This window comes from Corallococcus sp. AB011P (assembly GCF_003611605.1).
Classification (GTDB): Bacteria; Myxococcota; Myxococcia; order Myxococcales; family Myxococcaceae; genus Corallococcus; species Corallococcus coralloides.
This window is the reverse complement of the sequence record NZ_RAVX01000002.1, coordinates 851487-868269: the sequence shown is the minus strand read 5'-3', so window position 1 is coordinate 868269 and position 16783 is coordinate 851487. Positions and strand designations below refer to the sequence as shown.

Here is a 16783-nt window from a genome sequence, read left to right as displayed (position 1 = left end):
CTGGATGAGAAGGGCCTCTGGGGCGCAACCCACCCGGGAGGGTCAAACTCGAATCGTGTTTCCCGCTTCCTCCTGTGCTTCCGGGGTGAACGGGAGTTCGACGGTGAACTCCGAGCCCTCACCGAGCCGCGAGTGGACGCGGATGGTGCCGCCGTGGGCTTCGACGAGCTGTCGGACGATGTAGAGGCCCAGGCCGAAGCCCGGCGCGCGGCTGTCCGTCGTGACCCGCTCGAAGCGGGTGAACAGGCGCTGCTGGGCCTCCGCGGGGATGCCGGCGCCGTGGTCCCGCACCGACATCTGGATCCGGTGTGAGTCCTCATCCACGTTCACATGCACCTCCACCGGCTGACCCCGGCCGAACTTGAGGGCGTTGCTGACCAGGTTGGTGAGGACTCGGTCCAGGCGCTGGCGGTCCCAGCGGCCGCGGGCCGCGTTCCGGGCGTGGACGGTGAGGGCGCAGCCGGCGGCGGCGGCCTGGTCCTCGTGGCGGGCGGCCACCTCGTGCGCCAGCTCCGCCAGGTCCATGGGCCGGGACTCCAGCACCAGCCGGCCGCCGGACAGGCGCGACAGGTCCAGCAGGTTGTGCACCAGCTGCCCCAGCCGCTTCGTCTCGTCCTCGGCCAGCAGCAGCCCCTCGCGCAGGCGCGGGTCCTCCGCGTGCGCGGGCGCGCACTGCAGGCGCACGCGGCGCAGGCGCAGCTGCAGCGAGCTGAGCGGGGTGCCCAGGTCGTGCGCCGCCACTCCAATGAGCTCCAGCGCGTTCTGCGTCGCCGCCAGCAGGCGGGCGTTGTCCAGCGCCAGCGCGGCCCGCGCGGACAGCTCCTCCAGGAAGGCCTGGTCCACCGCGCCGTAGTGGCGGTGCGGCCGGGTGGACAAGAGGCACAGCGTGCCCAGCACCCGGTTGTCCACGACGAGCGGCACGCTCAGCGCGGAGCGCACGCCCAGCGCGCGCCACAGCTCCGCGCAGGTGCTGTCGCTGACGGAGGAGGGCAGCCGGTCTGGATCCACCTCCGCGAAGCGCTCGGCGCGGCCGGTGTGCATGACGCGCGCGGGGCCGGGCTCGTCCAGCGAGGGCCTGCGCATCAGCGGCTCCCACAGCCGCGCCTGGGTGGCCGCGTCCGCGCACGCCACCGCGCCGGGGCGCACGCCGCTCTGGCTGTCCGGCAGGTAGAGCACGCACGCGTCCGCGACTTCCGGCACGCACAGGCGGGTGAGCGCGTTTCCCAGCTCCTTGGCGCCGGCCTGCGGCTGCAGCACGCGTCCCGCCTCCGCGAGCAGCGCCTGCATGCGCTCGGTGCGCTTGCGCTCGGTGATGTCGCGCGTCACCTCCGCGAAGCCCTGCAGTGTGCCGCCCTCCGCGTAGAGCGCGGTGAGCAGCGTCTCCGCCCAGAAGCGCGAGCCGTCCTTGCGCATCCGCCAGCCCTCCGACTGCAGGCGCCGCTCGCGCGCGGCCCGCTCGCGGTGGGAGGCGGGCAGCCCGTGCGTGACGGCATCCGGCACGTGCAGCACCTCCACGCGCTGGCCCACGATGTCGGAGGACGTCCACCCGGTGAGCCGCTCCGCGCCCGTGCTCCAGCAGGACACCGTGCCATCCGACTCCAGGAAGCACAGCGCGTAGTCGCTCACGCCATCCATGAACAGGTGCAACCGCTGCTCACTCTGCACGGCTTCCTCGTGCATGGGGCCCAGCGCGTTGCGCAGCACCATCACCAGCGCGACCAGGGCGCCCAGGCCCAGCAGGCCGGAGAGGATGTCGGAGGCGTGATGGAGGACGGCCCCGTCGTCCACCGTCAGCGTGTGGGCCGTGAACACAAGGGTGGCAAGCAGGATGAGTCCGGCCAGAAGGCATACGGACAGACCTGCCCCGACCCGCTGAGCGAAGGTCCAACGTCGCAGCATGTGGCACTCCCCCCCGACGGCACCGAGCGCTTCTGTGCAGAAGGACGCTCAACATCACCGAAAAGGTGGGGTGAGCGACATCGCACTGTCGGGCAGGGTATCCTATAACCCTGTTTTTACCTGTTTGTCATGAAATCAAGGACCCTGCCCGTGGGGATGGGAAATTTCTGGCGGGCAGGACGCGGCGGGGCTGTCGGATGGTGGACGGTGCCTGGCGCTTTTCAGGGAACTCGGGCCTGGAATCAAGGGGTTGGACGGGGTGGAGGTGCCTGCGAAATGGCCTTCCGGGCGCCGGGACGTTATTCAGCGCACCCTCCTCGTCACCCAGGTGTTGCACGGCATATGGCGTCTCTCGTCGAAGGTCTGAAGGTCCGCTACCTCCCGCAGCCCGAATGGGGTGTGGGGCATCTGGTGTCGCTGCAGGAGCAGGGGGCCAAGGCCCTCATCGCCTTCCCGTCCCGCGAGGACGAGCCGGTGCTGGTGTCCACGCGCGGCGGTGCGCTGGTGCCCTACCAGTTGCCCAAAGGTGAGCCCATCCAGACGCCGAAGGGACGCAAGGCCACCATCCTGGGCGAGGAGCCGGGCGCGCGCGGGCTGCGCCGCTACGTGGTGCGCTTCGAGGACACGGGCGAGGAGGACGAGCTGCCGGAGTCCGAAGTCCGCGCGCTGGCGCCGCGCTCCGACCTGCTGTCCACGCTGCGCGACGGGCGGGTGGGGGACGCGAAGGCGTTCATGCTGCGCAAGCAGGCGCTGGTGCTGGACGACGAGCGCCGGGGTGACGCGCTGGGCGCGCTGCTGGCCAGCCGGGTGATGGTGAAGCCTCACCAGGTGGGCGTGGTGCAGCGCGTGCTGTCCGCACGCCGGCCTCGCTTCGTGCTGGCGGACGAAGTGGGCCTGGGCAAGACGATTGAAGCGGGCATGGTGTTCAGCGCGCTGCGGCTGGTGGGCCTGGCGCGGCGGTGCCTGGTGGTGGCGCCCAGCCACCTCACCGTGCAGTGGCTGGTGGAGCTGTTCCACAAGTTCAACCAGCTCTTCACGCTGATGGACTCGGACCGCTACGAGCAGTCGCTGAAGGAAGCGCCGGACGTCTCTCCGTGGGCGCGCTTCCCGCTGGTGGTGACCAGCCTGGAGCTGCTCAGCCGCACCCGCGAGCACCGCGAGGAGGTGGCCGCCGAGGACGCCTTCTGGGACCTGGTCATCATCGACGAGGCGCACCACCTCAAGGGCGAGAAGGCCTTCGCCGCCGCGAAGGGGCTGGCCGCGAACTCGTGGGGCCTGCTCCTGCTCACCGCCACGCCCATGCAGCTGGATCCGGCGGAGTACCACGGCCTGCTCACCCTCATCGACGCGGCGACCGCGCCGTCCGTGAAGGGCTTCGAGGCGCGGCTCCAGCGCCAGGAGGAGCTGTCCACCGCGGTGCGCGCGCTCATGGAAGGCAAGGACGCGAAGGCCTCCGTGGCCGCGCTGGCCAAGCGCTTCCCGGAGGACGCGCGGCTCCAGACGCTGAAGGAGAAGGAGGCGCTGCTCGCGCACCTGGCGGAGACGTACAGCCTGTCGGACCGGCTGGTGCGCAACCGGCGCGCGGTGGTGGGCGGCTTCTCCACGCGCAGGCTCCACCGGCACCCGGTGCAGCTCACGCCGGAGGAGCTGACGGCGCGCGACACGGCGCTCGCCACGCTGGCGAAGGGCACGCTTCGCGGCGCGCCGCTGGCCAACGTGCTGCGCCGTCTGGAGTCCAGCCCCGCGGCGTTCACGGGCGCGGTGAAGTCCAACCCGGCGCTCAAGGGCGCGGACCTCAAGCTGACCGGCCGGGACGCGAAGCTCATCGCGTTCGTGGGCGTGCTGCGCGGCATCTGGAAGGCGGAGCCGCGCGCGAAGGTGCTCGTGTTCACGGAGAGCCGCGACACGCTGGACTCGCTCCAGTCGGAGCTGTCGCGCGAGGGCGTGGAGGCGCTGGGCTACCACGGCGACCTGCCGCTCGTGGAGCGCGACCGGCAGGTGGCGCGCTTCCGCGACCCGGAGGGCCCCCGGGTGCTCCTGTGCACGGAGGTGGGCGGCGAGGGCCGCAACTTCCAGTTCGCGCACCACCTGGTCCACTACGACCTGCCGTGGAGCCCCTCCACGGTGGAGCAGCGCATCGGCCGCCTGGACCGCATCGGGCAGGCGCACCCGGTGGAGATCCACGTCTTCGACCCCGCGGGCACGCTCGCGTCGGACGTGTTGATGCTGCTGGCGGACGCCGTGGGCGTCTTCGGTGAGACGGTGGGCGGCCTGGACGCGGTGCTGGAGGAGGTGGAGGACCGCATCGCGGACCTGGCCCTGCTGCCCCGCGAGGCGCGCGTGGAGTACGCCGCGGAGCTGAAGGCCCGCGTGGAGGTGGCGCGTGAGCAGGTGAAGCGCGCGTACGACCCGCTGCTGGACGTGCGCAGCTTCGACAAGCCCGCCGTGGCCCGGCTGGTGGCGCGCGCGCAGGAGCGCATGGGCGAAGAGGCCCCGGAGCCAGGGGACGACGATGACTCCGGCGAGGAGGCTCCGCCGCTGGAGGACGGGCTGTGGAGCGTGGCGCGCGACCTGGACGAGCGCCTGGAGGAGACCGTCACGGAGCTGGCGCGCCGCGTGGGCATTGGCGTGGACACCGACGAACAGGTGGAGGCCTTCCAGGTGGCCTTCCAGTTCGGCCACGCGCTCAACGTCGAGGGGCTGCCCGGCATCGACGTGATGCAGGACCGCACCGTGCTGGGCACCTTCTGGCGCGACACCGCCGTGGAGGCGGAGGAGCTGGAGTACTTCGCCACCGGCCACCCGCTGGTGGAGGCGCTGTTCGGCTTCCTCAAGGACGGCCCCTACGGCCGCAGCGGCTTCCGCCACATCGAGAAGCGCGGCGTGAAGAAGCCGGCGCGCGGCCTGGAGCTGCTCTTCCACGTCCAGCTGCCGGAGCCCCAGGACACCTCGCCCGGCGCCCGCGTGCCCAGCCGCCAGCTGGCCCGCTTCCTGGCGCGCACCCTCCTGCCCGTGGCCGTGGTGGAGGGCCCGGAGGGGCCCGTGGCGGACGGTTCCGTACTCGCCGCTTTGGAATCCGAGGGCAAGGCGCTGAAGGGGGATGAGGTCCACCAGGCCTTCCCGGGCTTCGGCGCCTTCGTGGACGCCGCGCTGCCCGTGGCCCAGGCCGCCGCCGAGGCGGAGTTCGGCCGGTCCGCGAAGAAGGCCCGGGCCGCCATCGAGGCCGAGCGCGACTCGGCCGCCGCCCGTCTGCGCCTCTCCCTCTCCCACCAGGGCCTGCCCCCGGAGGAGGTGGAGGCCCAGGTTGACGCGGAGCGCAATCACTACGAGCGCCTGCTCCAGGCGCTCGCGGGGGCGAAGGTGGCGCTGGACGCGGCCTGCGGGTTCACCCTCAACCGCTGAGCCAAACCATCCTGATAGTATGGAATCGGTTCTAATGGTGTTCCGGCCATTTGACCGATTCCCCAATCATCGAGAATCTAGGAGGAAGGCAGCCTCCCCCCATGGCCCTTCCCCACCCCCCACGTCGGCAGCGCGAATCCGGTCAGGCCGCGGTTGAAGCGGCGCTGTGCATGCCGCTGGTGGTGTTCATGGTGCTGGGCACGCTGCAGCTCTTCATGCTGCTGCAGGGCCGCATCCTGGCGCAGGTGGCGGTGTACCGCGCGGTGCGCGCGGGCAGCCTCAACCACGCCAGCTGCGAGGCGATGACACACGCGGCGCTGGTGACGATGCTGCCCACGGTGGAGCACACGCGCACGCCCGCGCAGCTGGCCAACGCCTTTGACGAGCGCAAGCGCAACTACCTGCGCGTGCGCGGCTCGCAGGGGACGCTCTTCACCGAAGGGCCCATGGTCGAAATCGTCCGTGAGTCCCCGAACGTCGGTTGGGTGCGCGGCCTGGGGGACGAGGACCTGCTGTTCGACGTGCCCACGGACGACGCGGCGCTGATGCGCCAGCGCACGCTCGAGATCCGCATGGTGGCCTGGTACTACATGCGCATCCCGTTCGCGGACTGGGTGATGAGCCGCATGTTCCTGGCCCAGTTCCACCTCAAGAACTACACGGACGCGAACCCGCTCAACCCGGCGCAGAAGAAGTCCGACTGGTGGGCGGACACGGACGTGGAGCTGGGGCCGGATGACTGGCCCGGCGGGGACCTGGGGGACCGGATGGTGCGCTGGAACGCGCAGGGGCACTACCTGTTCCCCATCCAGGTGCACGCGGCCATGCGGATGATGACGCCAGTGAAAGCGGCGAACTTCCAGGGAGGTGCCGGATGCAGCCTGCACGGCTTCTGAGGCACGGACGCGGTCAGGCGCTGGTGCTGTTCTCGCTGACGCTGCTGCTCCTGACGTTGATGGTGCTGGGCACGCTGGGCTTCGGCATGCGCGCCAAGGAGCGCGTCGAAATCCAGATGGCGGCGGACGCGGCGGCCTACAGCCAGGCGGTGTCCACGGCGCGCACGTTCAACGCCATCGCGGTGATGAACCGCGCCCAGATTGCCCACATGGTGGCCATGGCGGGCACGCAGTCGATGATCAGCTACGGCAGCCAGCATTACGCCGCGCGGCAGGCGTCCCCGTGTGCCATGCCGGACACCGTCTTTTCCGGCCTGGACCAGGCGGCGGCCACGCAGGTGGCGCAGTTGCAGGGGCGTGCGGGCGACATGTTCCGCTCGGAGCTGGCCATGTACAACACGCTGGTGGGCACGCACCTGGCGCGGCAGGAGCTCTCGAAGCGCATCGCCCGGGAGATCAACAGCGAGCTGGATGCCCCGCCCGCGGGCGCCAACAAGTCGCTGTCGGAGGTGTCGGGCGGCGCGTCCTCCGGTACCTCCTACAGTCAGTTCGAGGAGCAGATGCGCACCGGCGGCGTGCCGGACAGCTCCGGCGCGGTGGCGCTCGCCGGCGGGCAGAGCACCGCCAACCTGAACGCCACCATGGGCAGCCTGGGCTGGACGTGGGTGCACAACCGGGCGTCCGGCAGCGCGGGCTTCGGTTCGGGCGCCGCGGCGCACAACCCCGGCTTCAAGCGCTACGGCAGCGCCTCCTCGATGGACTCCTCCACGTACGAGACCATCTCCGGCCGCAACTCGTGGGCGCACGACCACGGGCGCGCGGTGGTGATCACCTGCCCGGACGGCACCGTGGTCCCCGGCGCCGCGACGGACGCGTGGGTGATGTCCGACGAACTCCAGTCCAAGCAGGACCAGCACGTCTACGGCGCGGGCAAGCCTCCCCCGGGGCAGGGCTCGGAGAACAACACCACCGTGGACGAGCGCCACACGCTGGGCGCCTGCAACGTGTGCCCCGGCATCTGGCCGTACGCGGTGGGCTTCAACGCGGGGCTCTTGAACGGCCCCCGCCCGGACGAGAACGACTTCGGTCAGCCCAAGCTGTACGCCATGCTCCACCGCGACTACGCCAGCGCGTCGCGCCGGGCGAAGCCGGACCCGTGGAACCTGCTGTTCACCTTCAAGTTCGCGAACCAGGAGACGGAGTTCGACAACGCCGCGCCGCTGGGGCGCATCCAGCCCACCGGCATGGAGGACGTGCAGCGCAACCAGGTGGCCCTGTCCGCGGGGCTCGCCTACTACCACCGGCCCCGGGCGGCGGCGGCGGGCGGTGGCTGGGCGGAGCCGCCCAACTTCCTCAACCCCTTCTGGCGCGCCACGCTGGTGAGCACCGAGGGCGCGCGTGACGACAAGCCCGCGCGCAGCCTGTCCGAGGCGGGCTTCACCGAGCACGCGGACGCGCTGCGCCGGCTGGACAACGCGGGCTACCGGGGTGGCAGCAAGACGGGCGGGAGGTACTGATGGACACGCGCGCTTCCAGGTCGCGCCGTGGACAGGCGCTCGTCGAGACGGCGCTGGGGTCGCTGGTGTTCGTCACCGTGCTGATGTTCGGCATCTACTTCGCGGAGGTGAGCGCGCTGACCCTCAAGGTGCAGGAGGCCGCCAACTTCGCGCTGTGGGAGGCCACCGGGCACGTGATGCACAACCCGCAGAACGGCGTCTTCCAGCGCTCCAACGCAGAAGCGCTGGCCTCCGCGGAGGCCGCCGGGCGCTACCAGGACTTCGACGGACGCGCGGGCCGCACCAGCGGCGCCATGACGTTCCAGCTGGCCCTGGCGCGCGCCACGCGAATCCAGGTGGACTGCGAGCCGACGCGGCCCGCGGGCAGCGACATCGAAATCCTGGGCACCCGCCCGCAGGACGCGGACCCGGTCTCGACGGCGCTGAGTCAGTCCATGGACACGCAGTCCGACGGCATCTCGTGCACCGCCTCCACCCGGATGCGCGCGGAGCGCCTGGGCACGTTCATGGAGCCGGAGTTCTTCAAGGTGTCTCACCGGCGCGCCACCGACCAGTTCGTGGTGTGCGCGGCGGGGCGCGCGTCCAACGGGCGCTGCACCCGGCGCTTCTTCATGCTGCTGGACGACTGGGGCCTGTCCACCGTGGCCGAGGGCCGCGAGTGCCCCCTCAGCACCAACACCGGGGGCGCCTGCGGGAACGTGGACTACTACGAGTGGGCCCAGAGCGTGTACCGCAACAACGGTGGTGGCGGGAGCGCGGGCAGCGCGCTGATGGCCGGCGTGGGCGCGGAGGGGGGCGTGAACGAGGACCAGTTCTTCATGAGCTTCCGCGGCCAGGAGAGCAACTACGAGCAGAGCATCGGCGGCTCGCACGCGGGCAACCAGACCGTCTGGGAGACGACGCCCTTCAAGGCCAGCAACATCAATCCCAAGTACGACGTCCAGCGCGAGAACAAGTGGCTGGGAGGCGTGCCGCATTGAGCCGGGGCGGGCGCGTGGCGGGGGCGCTGCTCTCGCTGCTGCTGGGGCTGTCCGCCCGGGCCCGGGCCCCCGACGCGGGCGTGCCGGACTCGGGCGTGCCGGACGCGCCGCGCTTCGCGTGGCCCCGGCTCCAGGTCATCGCGCACGTGGAGTCCAGCGACATCGTGGAGGCGGGTGGCATCCCGGTGGCGCTGCGCGCGGTGCACGTGAAGGAGAACATCCGGGACCTGGTGCAGCGCTTCGCGGACGCGTTCCGCGACGGCGGCCTCTACGTGCCGCCCGGCAAGGAGCAGGCGCAGTACGCCAACAACGCGGCCATGCTCACCGCGTTGGATCCGAAGCGGCGCATCACCTACACCGTGGTGATGATGCCGCAGCCGGATGGCACCACCACGCTGTACCTGGGGGAAGCCAACCACGCGCTGGCTCGTCCGCAGGAAGCGCCCGGGGACTTCGCGCCGCTGCCGCCGCAAGCGAATGGCGTGCTGCGCGTCAACGCGGAGGGCTCGCGCACGCTCACCTTCCAGGTGCCGCTCACGGGGCCGCAGGTGGAGGCCTTCTACGGCGACGCCCTGGCGAAGGCCGGGTGGAAGCGCGGCGACGAGGCCGGCCTGTACTCGCGGCCCGGCGCGGAGCTGCGGCTCACGCACCAGCCCGCGAAGGACGGCCAGCGCGGCGTGGTGCTCATCTATCAGCAGCGCGCGCGCTGATCAGGCGCGCAGCTTTTCGCGCAGCGCCTTGGCGCGGCCCTGCATGTCGGGGTCCAGGCCGGTGAGCTCAATGGACTTCAGCCGCTGGTCCAGGCTCTTGGGCAGCTTCTTCTGGAGCGTGCCCGCCTCCTGCAGCGCCTCCAGCTTCGCCAGCGCCTTGTCCACGATGCGCTCGCGCGGGTGGTCCAGGAGGCTGTCGAGGAAGTACGCGTCCTCGGGCAGGTCCGGATACTTCTCCAGGTAGTCCACCACGCCCTTCACCCAGTCCGCGCGCGTCTCCGACTCCTGCACCTTGCGCAGGGCGTCCTTCTGGGCCTTGCGCTTGCCTTCAGGGTCGAACGTCTTCGCGAGCCCTTCCGGCAGCTCGCCGCCGGTGAAGAGGGCGTCCGCGGCCGTCTTGTATTTCTGGTAGCTGGCGCTGCGCTCCAGCTTCTGCTGCGCCGGGTCGTCCTGGCGCGAGTGGTACTTGCTCTTGCCGCGCTGCGCGTCCAGCTCTCGGTAGGACTTGTTGCGCTTGCCGGTGAAGCCACCACCGTCGTTGTCGTCTCGGGCCATCTTCATCTCCCCTTGCGGGCGCGCCACAGCGCCGCCAGTCCCCGCCGGACGAGGGTGCGCACCTGCGCCAGCTCCTCGGGGGCGAGGGGGTGCTCCTCGTCCTGCTCCGCCTCGAACAGCGCTTCCGTCACGTATTCCTGGAGGGCATCCGGCGCGGGCGGCGCATCCGGTTCCCTGTCCAGGGCCCTGGCATCCGCGGCCAAGAGCCCCGACGGCCAGCCCAGCTCCAGCATGGCGTGCAGCTCGAAGAGCAGGTGGCGGGCGACCCCATAACCTTCGTCCGTGAGGCCAGCGGCGTCAAGCGCACCCAGCAAGCCGTCCTGCCGGTTCTCGAAGGCATGCATCAGCCGCGTGCGCGCCTTGTCGTCGTCCTCCAGGTAACGCCAGGCGGCCTCCACGAATTCGCCGGTGGGCTCGTCCGGATGGAAGGGCGCGGGCGGCTGCAGCCGCTCCTTCTTCGGACGCGGTGGGCGGGGGCCGTCTTCCAGTCGCACCGCCTTCCCCTCCAGCACCAGGTCCCAGAGGCCCAGCAGGTTCTGGTACAGGCGGCGCGCCAGCTCCGGGTCCTGGAAGCGGGGCTCCCCGTCGAAGAGGGTGGGAATCACCTGGCTGGCATCGGCGCCTTCCGCGCGCGCCTCGTGCATGCGCTCGAGCACGTCGGCGGTGTCGCAGGGACTGCCAGACAGCTCCAGCAGTCCGTCGAGCGTCTGTGCACCCTCGAACTGGCGGACGAAGTCGGGGGCTCGGTTCTTGGAGCGGCTCATCGTGGAATGGACGGTAGGCACAAGGCGGGCATCCGCGCACGGGGCAATCACGCGGGAGCGGCCGTCGCTTCCGTTTCGGGCGCGGCGCCCCTACTGTGCGGCAGTCATGGCCGTGGAAACTTCGTCCGACCCCTTGAAGTCCGCGATGCAGGAACTCTACCGCGCACGCGCGGTGGAAGGCCCGCTGGGGGAGAACGGCCTGCGCACCGTCTGGCACCTGTCTCCCCAGGGCGCGGAGCTGATGTCGCTGGTGGACGAGGACGGCCGGGTGCGCCGCCAGGAACTCACGCTCCTGGATGAACACTGCATCTGGGCCAGCGGCCAGGGCGTGCGCACCGGCAGGGTGGAAGCCGGCGAGGCGCGGCCCGTGTCCACGGAGGTGCGCGCGGACCCGGAGCTGGTGCCGCAGCGGCTGGTGCGCGCCGCGCAGGCGCTCGCCACCTACGAAGGCCAGGACCGTTACATCCTGCACATGCAGCGCGTGCTGGCGCTGGCGCGCGAGGGGCTGGAGATGTCCAGCGTCACGCCGCCAGAGCACCTGGCGGAGCAGCTGGGCCGCACCCCCGGCACGCGGGACACCGTCGCCACCCGGGCCGTGACCTTCACGCCGGTGGCGCCGCCTCCGCGCGAGGCCGTTCCCGCCGCCGCTGCTTCAGCGCCCGCGCCGCGGGTGGTCCCGGAGCCGGAGCCCGTGCTGCTGCGGTACGGTCAGCCGCTGCCCAACGAAGTCCTGCCCCCGGTGGTGCGCAAGTCGGAGGGGCTGGTGATGGTGGCCGTCTTCGGCTTCGCCGTCGTGGTGGGGCTCATCATGCTGTACGTGCTGACGCGGGGAAGCTGAGCCGCACGGGCGAGCGCTCGCCCATCAGGTGTGTCACGTCCGCGTCGGTGGGAACGGGGCCGGACGTCCTGCGGCCGGTGGTGACGCGCTCCGGGCCCAGCGTGGTGTGCAGCGGGTGCGCGTCCAGCACCAGCAGGACGGCCACCGCGGCGGTGAGCACCAGGCCGCCCACCCACTCCAGCGCGCGGGTCCGCCGGGCCTCCGCCGCGCGGTACGTCATCAGCCAGGCGAAGCCCAGCACCAGCAGGCAGGAGAAGCAGCTCCAGCGCACCGTGCGCAGCCGCGCCGCCTGCGCCATACCCTCCGCCATCAGGTCCGGGCGGAGCGCGCCGGGGGCCCGCGACAGCCGGGACAGCAGCGTGAAGAGATGGTGCGCCTCCAGCGTGCCCACCACCGCCATGCCCGCCAGCGCCGCGGACACCAGGCTGCCCAGCAGCAGGCTGCGGCGCGTGTTGTCGTGAACCGCGCGCGCCGTGTTGTAGCGCGCCATGCCCAGCGCCACCGACAGCGCGCCCAGCAGCACCGCGCTCGTCCAGGCGCCCAGCAGCCGGGGGGCCATCGCCTTGCCCAGCCCCGCCGTCAACGCGATGCCCGCGTCCGTGGCGGACACCATCGGCAGCGCCGCCTGCATCCGCTCCAGCGCCACCTCCGTGCCCAGCAGGCCCAGCGTCCACGGCACCGTCGCCATGCCCACCATCACCGCCAGCGGCACCGTGCGGCCCAGCAGCGTGGAGCCCGTCGCCAGCATCAGCAGGGGCACCTCCACCACCAGCGCCAGCACCAGCAACGCCGCGAAGGGCCCCGCGGAGGTCACCACGCTCACCAGTCCGGCGGGACTGCCCAGGAGCACCGGCAGCGTGCCCCCCAGCACGCACACCATGGTGGGGACGGCCAACGCCACGACGAACGGCCCGGGCGCGACTTGAGGTCTGACTGGAACAAGCATTTCCAGTGAGAATAGGGGGCCTGTGATTCCTTGTAATTCAGACGGGGGGACGGCCCACGAGCCAGTACACGACAGAGCAGACGGCGCCGGCCACGGGAGCCAGCACGATGCTCCAGAGCAGCGTCTGGCCGCAGTCCGCGCCTTCGCAGCCGATGCGCCCGTAGGCGAGCACGCCGCCCGTGAGCATGGGCAGGTGCATGCCCGCGATGAACAGGCCCAGCCCGCGCAGCACGAGCCCCCGGTACCAGGGCCGCGTCCACAGCCGGAAGACGAGCGGGACGAGCACCAGGGTTCCGGTGAACGCGGCGGCCAGCGCGAAGTGCCGGGCGGCCACCGCGACGCACGCGCCCGCGGCCAGCAGCAGGGCGGGCACCAGCAGGAGCGCGTTGAGCGACAGCGGCTCTCGTTCGCGGGGCGGCGTCTGAGGCATGGGCCTGGGCGGAAGGCTCGCAGGGCGTCCCCGGTCGCGCAAGGCCGGCAATGGCGTGGAGCGGATGGGCACGGGGCCCATGAACACCCCTTCGCAAGCGAAGGCCATGGCCCCGCGGGGCGGCGTTCAGGCGGCGACGGCGCCTTCGCCCAACAGGCGCGCGTAGCGGCCCCGCAGCGCGAGCAACTGCTCATGCGTGCCGGCCTCCACCACCTGTCCGCCCTCCACCACGGCGATGAGGTCCGCGTCGCGCACGGTGCTGAGCCGGTGCGCGATGACCAGCACCGTGCGGCCCTTCATCAGCGCCTGGAGCCCCGCGCCGACCGCTGCCTCGCTGGTGGCGTCCAGGGCGCTCGTGGGCTCATCCAGCAGCAGCAGTGACGGGCGGCGCAGGAAGGCGCGCGCCAGGGCCAGCCGCTGCCGTTGTCCGCCGGACAGCCGGCTGCCCCGCTCTCCCACGGGCTCATCCAGGCCGCCGGGCAGCGCCCGCACGAAGTCCTCCGCGTGCGCCAGCCGCAGCGCTTCCCACAGCGCGTCGTCCGTCGCGTCCGGCTGGCCCAGGCGCAGGTTGTGGCGCACGGTGCCGGAGAAGAGCACCGGCTCCTGCGGCACCCACGCCAGCTGCGCGCGCACGCTGGACGCCTTGAGCGAGGACAGCGGCACACCGTCCCACTTCACTTCACCGCCGCTCGGCGGCAGGAAGCCCAGCAGCACGGAGAACAGCGTCGTCTTGCCCGCGCCGGACGGGCCCACCAGCGCCACGCGCGCGCCCGCGGGAATCGTCAGGTCCACGCCCTTCAGGGCCTCGCGCCCGTCCGAGTACGTGGCGCGCACGCCCGACAGCTCCAGGGCGCGCGACAGGGGAGGGGCCTCCGCGCCCACGTCCGGCGGCACCGGCGAGTCCGCGAGCTCGAACAGGCGCTCCGCCGCCGCCAGCCCCGTGAGCACCTGGGACAGCGTGCCGCTCAGCGACTTCACCGGTTGGTAGAGCAGCAGCGCCGCCGCCATGAAGGACAAGAGCCGCCCGGCCAGCGTCGGATCCATGGACACCGCGCGGGCGCCCCACGCCACCGCCACCGCCACGCCGACGATGCCCAGAAGTTCCACCGTGGGGCTGAAGGCGCCGCGGATGAAGAGCGAGCGGCGCATCTCCGCCAGGTACGCCTCGGCCTCCGCGTCGAAGGACTCCAGCGCGCGGGGCACCGTGCCGTAGGCCTGCACCACGGGGAGGTTCTGCAGCTGCTCGGCGGTGATGGCGCTGAGCGCGCCCAGGTTCGCCTGCGAGCGGGTGGCCACCTTCTTGAGCGACCGCGCGAAGCGGCTCACCGGCACCACCGTCACGGGCACGACGACGAACGTGAAGAGGAAGAGTTTCGCGTCGATGAGGAAGCAGGTCGCCAGCAGTGCGCAAATCTGGAGCCCATCCCTTACGTACGATGACAACGCCTGGGTGACGGAGAACTCCACCAGGGGTACGTCCGAGGTGAACCGGGAGACAAGTTCTCCCGAGTGGCGCTGCTCGAAGAACGCCGGCGGCTGGGCGAGCAGCCGGCCGTAGAGGAAGCCCCTCAGGTCGGCCATCACCCGCTGGCCCAGGCGCTGCATCAGGCCGCCCTGGAGGAACTGGGCAGTGGCCTTCACCAGCGCGACCGCGACGACCAGCAGGGGCAGCCGGGACAGCAGGGCCTCCGGCGCCAGGGTCATCCCCGCGACGGTGACGGGGGCGCCGGTGAGGACGGCGCGCAGCAGGGGCCCGACGATCCAGGCGTACGCGGCGGTGGCGGCCGCGGCGGTGAGCGAGGCCAGCGTGCCCGTGAGAAGCAACCGGCGATAAGGGCTCAGGTAGCCCAGGAGCCGGCGATAGACGTGCGCGGAGGGACGGGGGGCCACGGGAGGGGGCGCACTCTGTCACCGAGGCGACGGTGCCGTCCAAGCCAAAGGGAAGTGGGAAGCGCGCGTGCATGGCCGCCCGCCCCACGGCCGGTCAGGGAGCGCTCGCGCCCGCCTGCGTTGCCGCATCCCACACACGCGGACAGCTTGAGATGCGCCATGGAAACCAACTCCGAGAAAGAAGTCCTGTTCAATCCCGGCTGCGAGTCGGTCGTAGATGACGAAGAGCGCCGCCGTCTGCTCTGGCTGATGGCCGAGTACTTCCGCACCATCGGTTACTCGGACATCAAGGCCCGGCTCCCTGGCTTCATGCCGCCGCCCGTGCTCTCCGGCACCATCGAGGACCACCGGCCGGACTTCACCTGTCGCCAGTCCGACTCCGCCCGCACGCCCATCATCCTGGAGATCGTCACCCCGGGCATGGTGGATGATCCCACCGCGGAGAACCGCTGGAGCCTCCTGGCGAGCGCCGCGAAGCTCTACAACGCGGAGCTGCACTTCGTGGTCCCCAAGTGGTCCATGAACGGCCCCGTGGACCCGGCCCTCAAGCGCCGGCTCGCTCGCATGGAGCTGACGGTCAACCGCGTCTGGACCGTGTAGCGCCAAGGCCCGGCTTCCCACAGGGTTGGACCCCGGCCTGGATTGCTGGCGTGTTTCGCTGCGTTATAGTGACTCCGATTCTCTACGCAGCTTGAAAACGCCAGTAATTTCCAGGGGTTCGATTCAATGGCAGGGGCCGCAGGGCAGAAGCGCGACTACTACGAGGTCCTGGGCGTCCAGAAGAACGTTACGGCGCAGGACCTGAAGAGCGCGTTCCGGAAGGTCGCGTTGCAGTACCACCCGGACCGCAACCCCGGGAACCACGAGGCCGAGGAGAAGTTCAAGGAAGCCTCGGAGGCCTATGAGGTCCTGAGCGATCCGGACCGGCGCACGAAGTACGACCGCTTCGGACATTCGGGCAACCCCTTTGGGGACGCGGGCGGCGGCTTCCAGGGCGTCAACATCAACGACATCTTCGGAGAGATTTTCGGCGACATCTTCGGGGGTGGCGGCGGGCGTGGCCGGCAGCGCCAGAGCCGGGGCGCGGACCTGCGCTACAACCTGGAGATCAGCTTCGAGGAGGCGGCGTTCGGCTGCCGCCCGAAGGTGACCATCCCTCGTCCGAAGAAGTGCGAGACCTGCTCCGGCTCCGGCAGCAAGAGCGGCGCGGCGCCCCGGCAGTGCGCGGCGTGCGGTGGCAGCGGGGAATTGCGCTACTCGCAGGGCTTCTTCGCGGTGTCCCGTCCGTGCGGTGACTGCGGCGGTTCGGGCGCCACCATTCCGGATCCGTGCGCGAAGTGCCGGGGCTCCGGGAAGACGCCGTCGGAAGAGGTCATCGAGGTCGCCATCCCGGGCGGCGTGGACAACGGCACGCGCGTGCGGCTGGCGGGCATGGGTGAGCCGGGAGACCGGGGCGCGCCCGCGGGCGACCTGTACGTGACGGTCATCGTGCGGGAGCACCCGCTGTTCCAGCGCGAGGAGTACGAGGTCTTCTGCGAGGTGCCGGTGTCCTTCACGCAGGCGGCGCTGGGCGCGAAGATCGACGTGCCCACGTTGGACGGCAAGGTGAAGATGACCATCCCGGCGGGGACCCAGTCCGGCAAGGTGTTCCGCCTGCGCGGCAAGGGCATCCCGCACCTGCACAGCCAGCAGCGCGGGGATCAGCACGTGCGCGTCATCATCGAAACGCCCACGGAGCTGTCCTCCAAGCAGCGCGAGCTGCTGGAGCGCTTCGCGGAGGTGTCCGGCGAGGAGACCCATCCCCAGTCGAAGTCCTTCTTCGACAAGGTGAAGGAACTCTTCGGCTAGGTGGCCGGGCGTGCGTCCGGGGCCGCGCGAAGGCGTGGCTCAGGGGCCGCACGAAGAGGGGGAGGGGATGGGGCTCCCCCTCGGTGACGCACGCGGGCATGCGTGGTG

The 16783-nt window shown here is 71.3% G+C and carries 14 protein-coding genes; 8 read left to right on the top strand and 6 right to left on the bottom strand.

Annotated features, from left to right (window positions below):
- Positions 1 to 42 precede the first annotated feature (42 nt).
- Positions 43 to 1899 (bottom strand): ATP-binding protein, encoded by a 1857-nt coding sequence (locus D7X30_RS08810; protein WP_120562381.1) that lies wholly within the window; start codon positions 1897 to 1899, stop codon positions 43 to 45.
- A 342-nt stretch (positions 1900 to 2241) separates the two neighbouring features.
- Here D7X30_RS08810 and D7X30_RS08805 point away from each other — a divergent pair, with 342 nt between their 5' ends.
- From D7X30_RS08805 to D7X30_RS08785, 5 genes are all read left to right on the top strand, one after another.
- Positions 2242 to 5301 carry a helicase-related protein gene (locus tag D7X30_RS08805; protein WP_120562380.1) on the top strand — a complete coding sequence of 1020 codons (3060 nt, stop codon included), beginning with the start codon at positions 2242 to 2244 and terminating at the stop codon, positions 5299 to 5301.
- Positions 5302 to 5402: 101 nt separating this feature from the next.
- Entirely contained in the window at positions 5403 to 6197 is a 795-nt protein-coding gene (locus tag D7X30_RS08800) for a TadE/TadG family type IV pilus assembly protein (protein WP_120562379.1), read from the top strand.
- Positions 6176 to 7714, top strand: coding sequence for a pilus assembly protein (locus D7X30_RS08795; protein ID WP_120562378.1), 1539 nt, complete (start codon positions 6176 to 6178; stop codon positions 7712 to 7714). Before D7X30_RS08800 ends, D7X30_RS08795 begins: the two co-directional genes overlap by 22 nt.
- On the top strand, positions 7714 to 8694 hold the full coding sequence (locus D7X30_RS08790; protein ID WP_120562377.1) for a TadE/TadG family type IV pilus assembly protein: 981 nt from the start codon (positions 7714 to 7716) through the stop codon (positions 8692 to 8694). Before D7X30_RS08795 ends, D7X30_RS08790 begins: the two co-directional genes overlap by 1 nt.
- A complete protein-coding gene (locus D7X30_RS08785; RefSeq protein ID WP_120562376.1) occupies positions 8691 to 9404 on the top strand; it encodes a hypothetical protein in 714 nt (237 codons plus the stop codon). Before D7X30_RS08790 ends, D7X30_RS08785 begins: the two co-directional genes overlap by 4 nt.
- On the opposite strand, the gene D7X30_RS08780 is transcribed toward D7X30_RS08785, so the two are convergent.
- Together D7X30_RS08780 and D7X30_RS08775 are read right to left on the bottom strand one after the other, a co-directional pair.
- Positions 9405 to 9959 (bottom strand): hypothetical protein, encoded by a 555-nt coding sequence (locus D7X30_RS08780; protein WP_199724210.1) that lies wholly within the window; start codon positions 9957 to 9959, stop codon positions 9405 to 9407. It abuts the gene before it with no gap.
- A 2-nt stretch (positions 9960 to 9961) separates the two neighbouring features.
- The gene (locus D7X30_RS08775) at positions 9962 to 10723 is read right to left on the bottom strand and encodes a hypothetical protein (protein WP_120562375.1); all 762 of its coding nucleotides are present in this window, start codon (positions 10721 to 10723) and stop codon (positions 9962 to 9964) included.
- 145 nt (positions 10724 to 10868) lie between these two features.
- Here D7X30_RS08775 and D7X30_RS08770 point away from each other — a divergent pair, with 145 nt between their 5' ends.
- Entirely contained in the window at positions 10869 to 11561 is a 693-nt protein-coding gene (locus D7X30_RS08770) for a hypothetical protein (RefSeq protein WP_233591463.1), read from the top strand.
- Here D7X30_RS08770 and D7X30_RS08765 read toward each other — a convergent pair.
- The 3 genes from D7X30_RS08765 to D7X30_RS08755 all read right to left on the bottom strand — a co-directional run bounded on the left by D7X30_RS08765 (position 11530) and on the right by D7X30_RS08755 (position 14827).
- Positions 11530 to 12462, bottom strand: coding sequence for a hypothetical protein (locus D7X30_RS08765; protein ID WP_147443143.1), 933 nt, complete (start codon positions 12460 to 12462; stop codon positions 11530 to 11532). The genes D7X30_RS08770 and D7X30_RS08765 overlap by 32 nt on opposite strands.
- Before the next feature lie 82 nt (positions 12463 to 12544).
- Positions 12545 to 13018: a hypothetical protein gene (locus D7X30_RS08760; protein ID WP_233591462.1), complete on the bottom strand. Its 474-nt coding sequence runs from the start codon at positions 13016 to 13018 to the stop codon at positions 12545 to 12547.
- 45 nt (positions 13019 to 13063) lie between these two features.
- Complete coding sequence (locus D7X30_RS08755) at positions 13064 to 14827, bottom strand: ABC transporter ATP-binding protein (RefSeq protein WP_120562371.1); 1764 nt, start codon at positions 14825 to 14827, stop codon at positions 13064 to 13066.
- 159 nt (positions 14828 to 14986) lie between these two features.
- On the opposite strand from D7X30_RS08755, the gene D7X30_RS08750 reads away from it, so the two are divergent.
- Complete coding sequence (locus D7X30_RS08750; RefSeq protein WP_014393482.1) at positions 14987 to 15427, top strand: hypothetical protein; 441 nt, start codon at positions 14987 to 14989, stop codon at positions 15425 to 15427.
- Between the two features lie 126 nt (positions 15428 to 15553).
- Positions 15554 to 16675 (top strand): molecular chaperone DnaJ, encoded by a 1122-nt coding sequence (gene dnaJ, locus D7X30_RS08745; RefSeq protein WP_120562370.1) that lies wholly within the window; start codon positions 15554 to 15556, stop codon positions 16673 to 16675.
- Positions 16676 to 16783 lie beyond the last annotated feature (108 nt).

Bases quoted from the DNA above. Each gene is read 5' to 3' on its own strand.
- D7X30_RS08810 (WP_120562381.1), bottom strand. From the start codon at position 1,899: ATGCTGCGACGTTGGACCTTCGCTCAGCGGGTCGGGGCAGGTCTGTCC.
- D7X30_RS08805 (WP_120562380.1), top strand. From the start codon at position 2,242: ATGGCGTCTCTCGTCGAAGGTCTGAAGGTCCGCTACCTCCCGCAGCCC.
- D7X30_RS08800 (WP_120562379.1), top strand. From the start codon at position 5,403: ATGGCCCTTCCCCACCCCCCACGTCGGCAGCGCGAATCCGGTCAGGCC.
- D7X30_RS08795 (WP_120562378.1), top strand. From the start codon at position 6,176: ATGCAGCCTGCACGGCTTCTGAGGCACGGACGCGGTCAGGCGCTGGTG.
- D7X30_RS08790 (WP_120562377.1), top strand. From the start codon at position 7,714: ATGGACACGCGCGCTTCCAGGTCGCGCCGTGGACAGGCGCTCGTCGAG.
- D7X30_RS08780 (WP_199724210.1), bottom strand. From the start codon at position 9,959: ATGGCCCGAGACGACAACGACGGTGGTGGCTTCACCGGCAAGCGCAAC.
- D7X30_RS08775 (WP_120562375.1), bottom strand. From the start codon at position 10,723: ATGAGCCGCTCCAAGAACCGAGCCCCCGACTTCGTCCGCCAGTTCGAG.
- D7X30_RS08770 (WP_233591463.1), top strand. From the start codon at position 10,869: ATGCAGGAACTCTACCGCGCACGCGCGGTGGAAGGCCCGCTGGGGGAG.
- D7X30_RS08760 (WP_233591462.1), bottom strand. From the start codon at position 13,018: ATGGGCCCCGTGCCCATCCGCTCCACGCCATTGCCGGCCTTGCGCGAC.
- D7X30_RS08750 (WP_014393482.1), top strand. From the start codon at position 14,987: ATGGAAACCAACTCCGAGAAAGAAGTCCTGTTCAATCCCGGCTGCGAG.
- dnaJ (WP_120562370.1), top strand. From the start codon at position 15,554: ATGGCAGGGGCCGCAGGGCAGAAGCGCGACTACTACGAGGTCCTGGGC.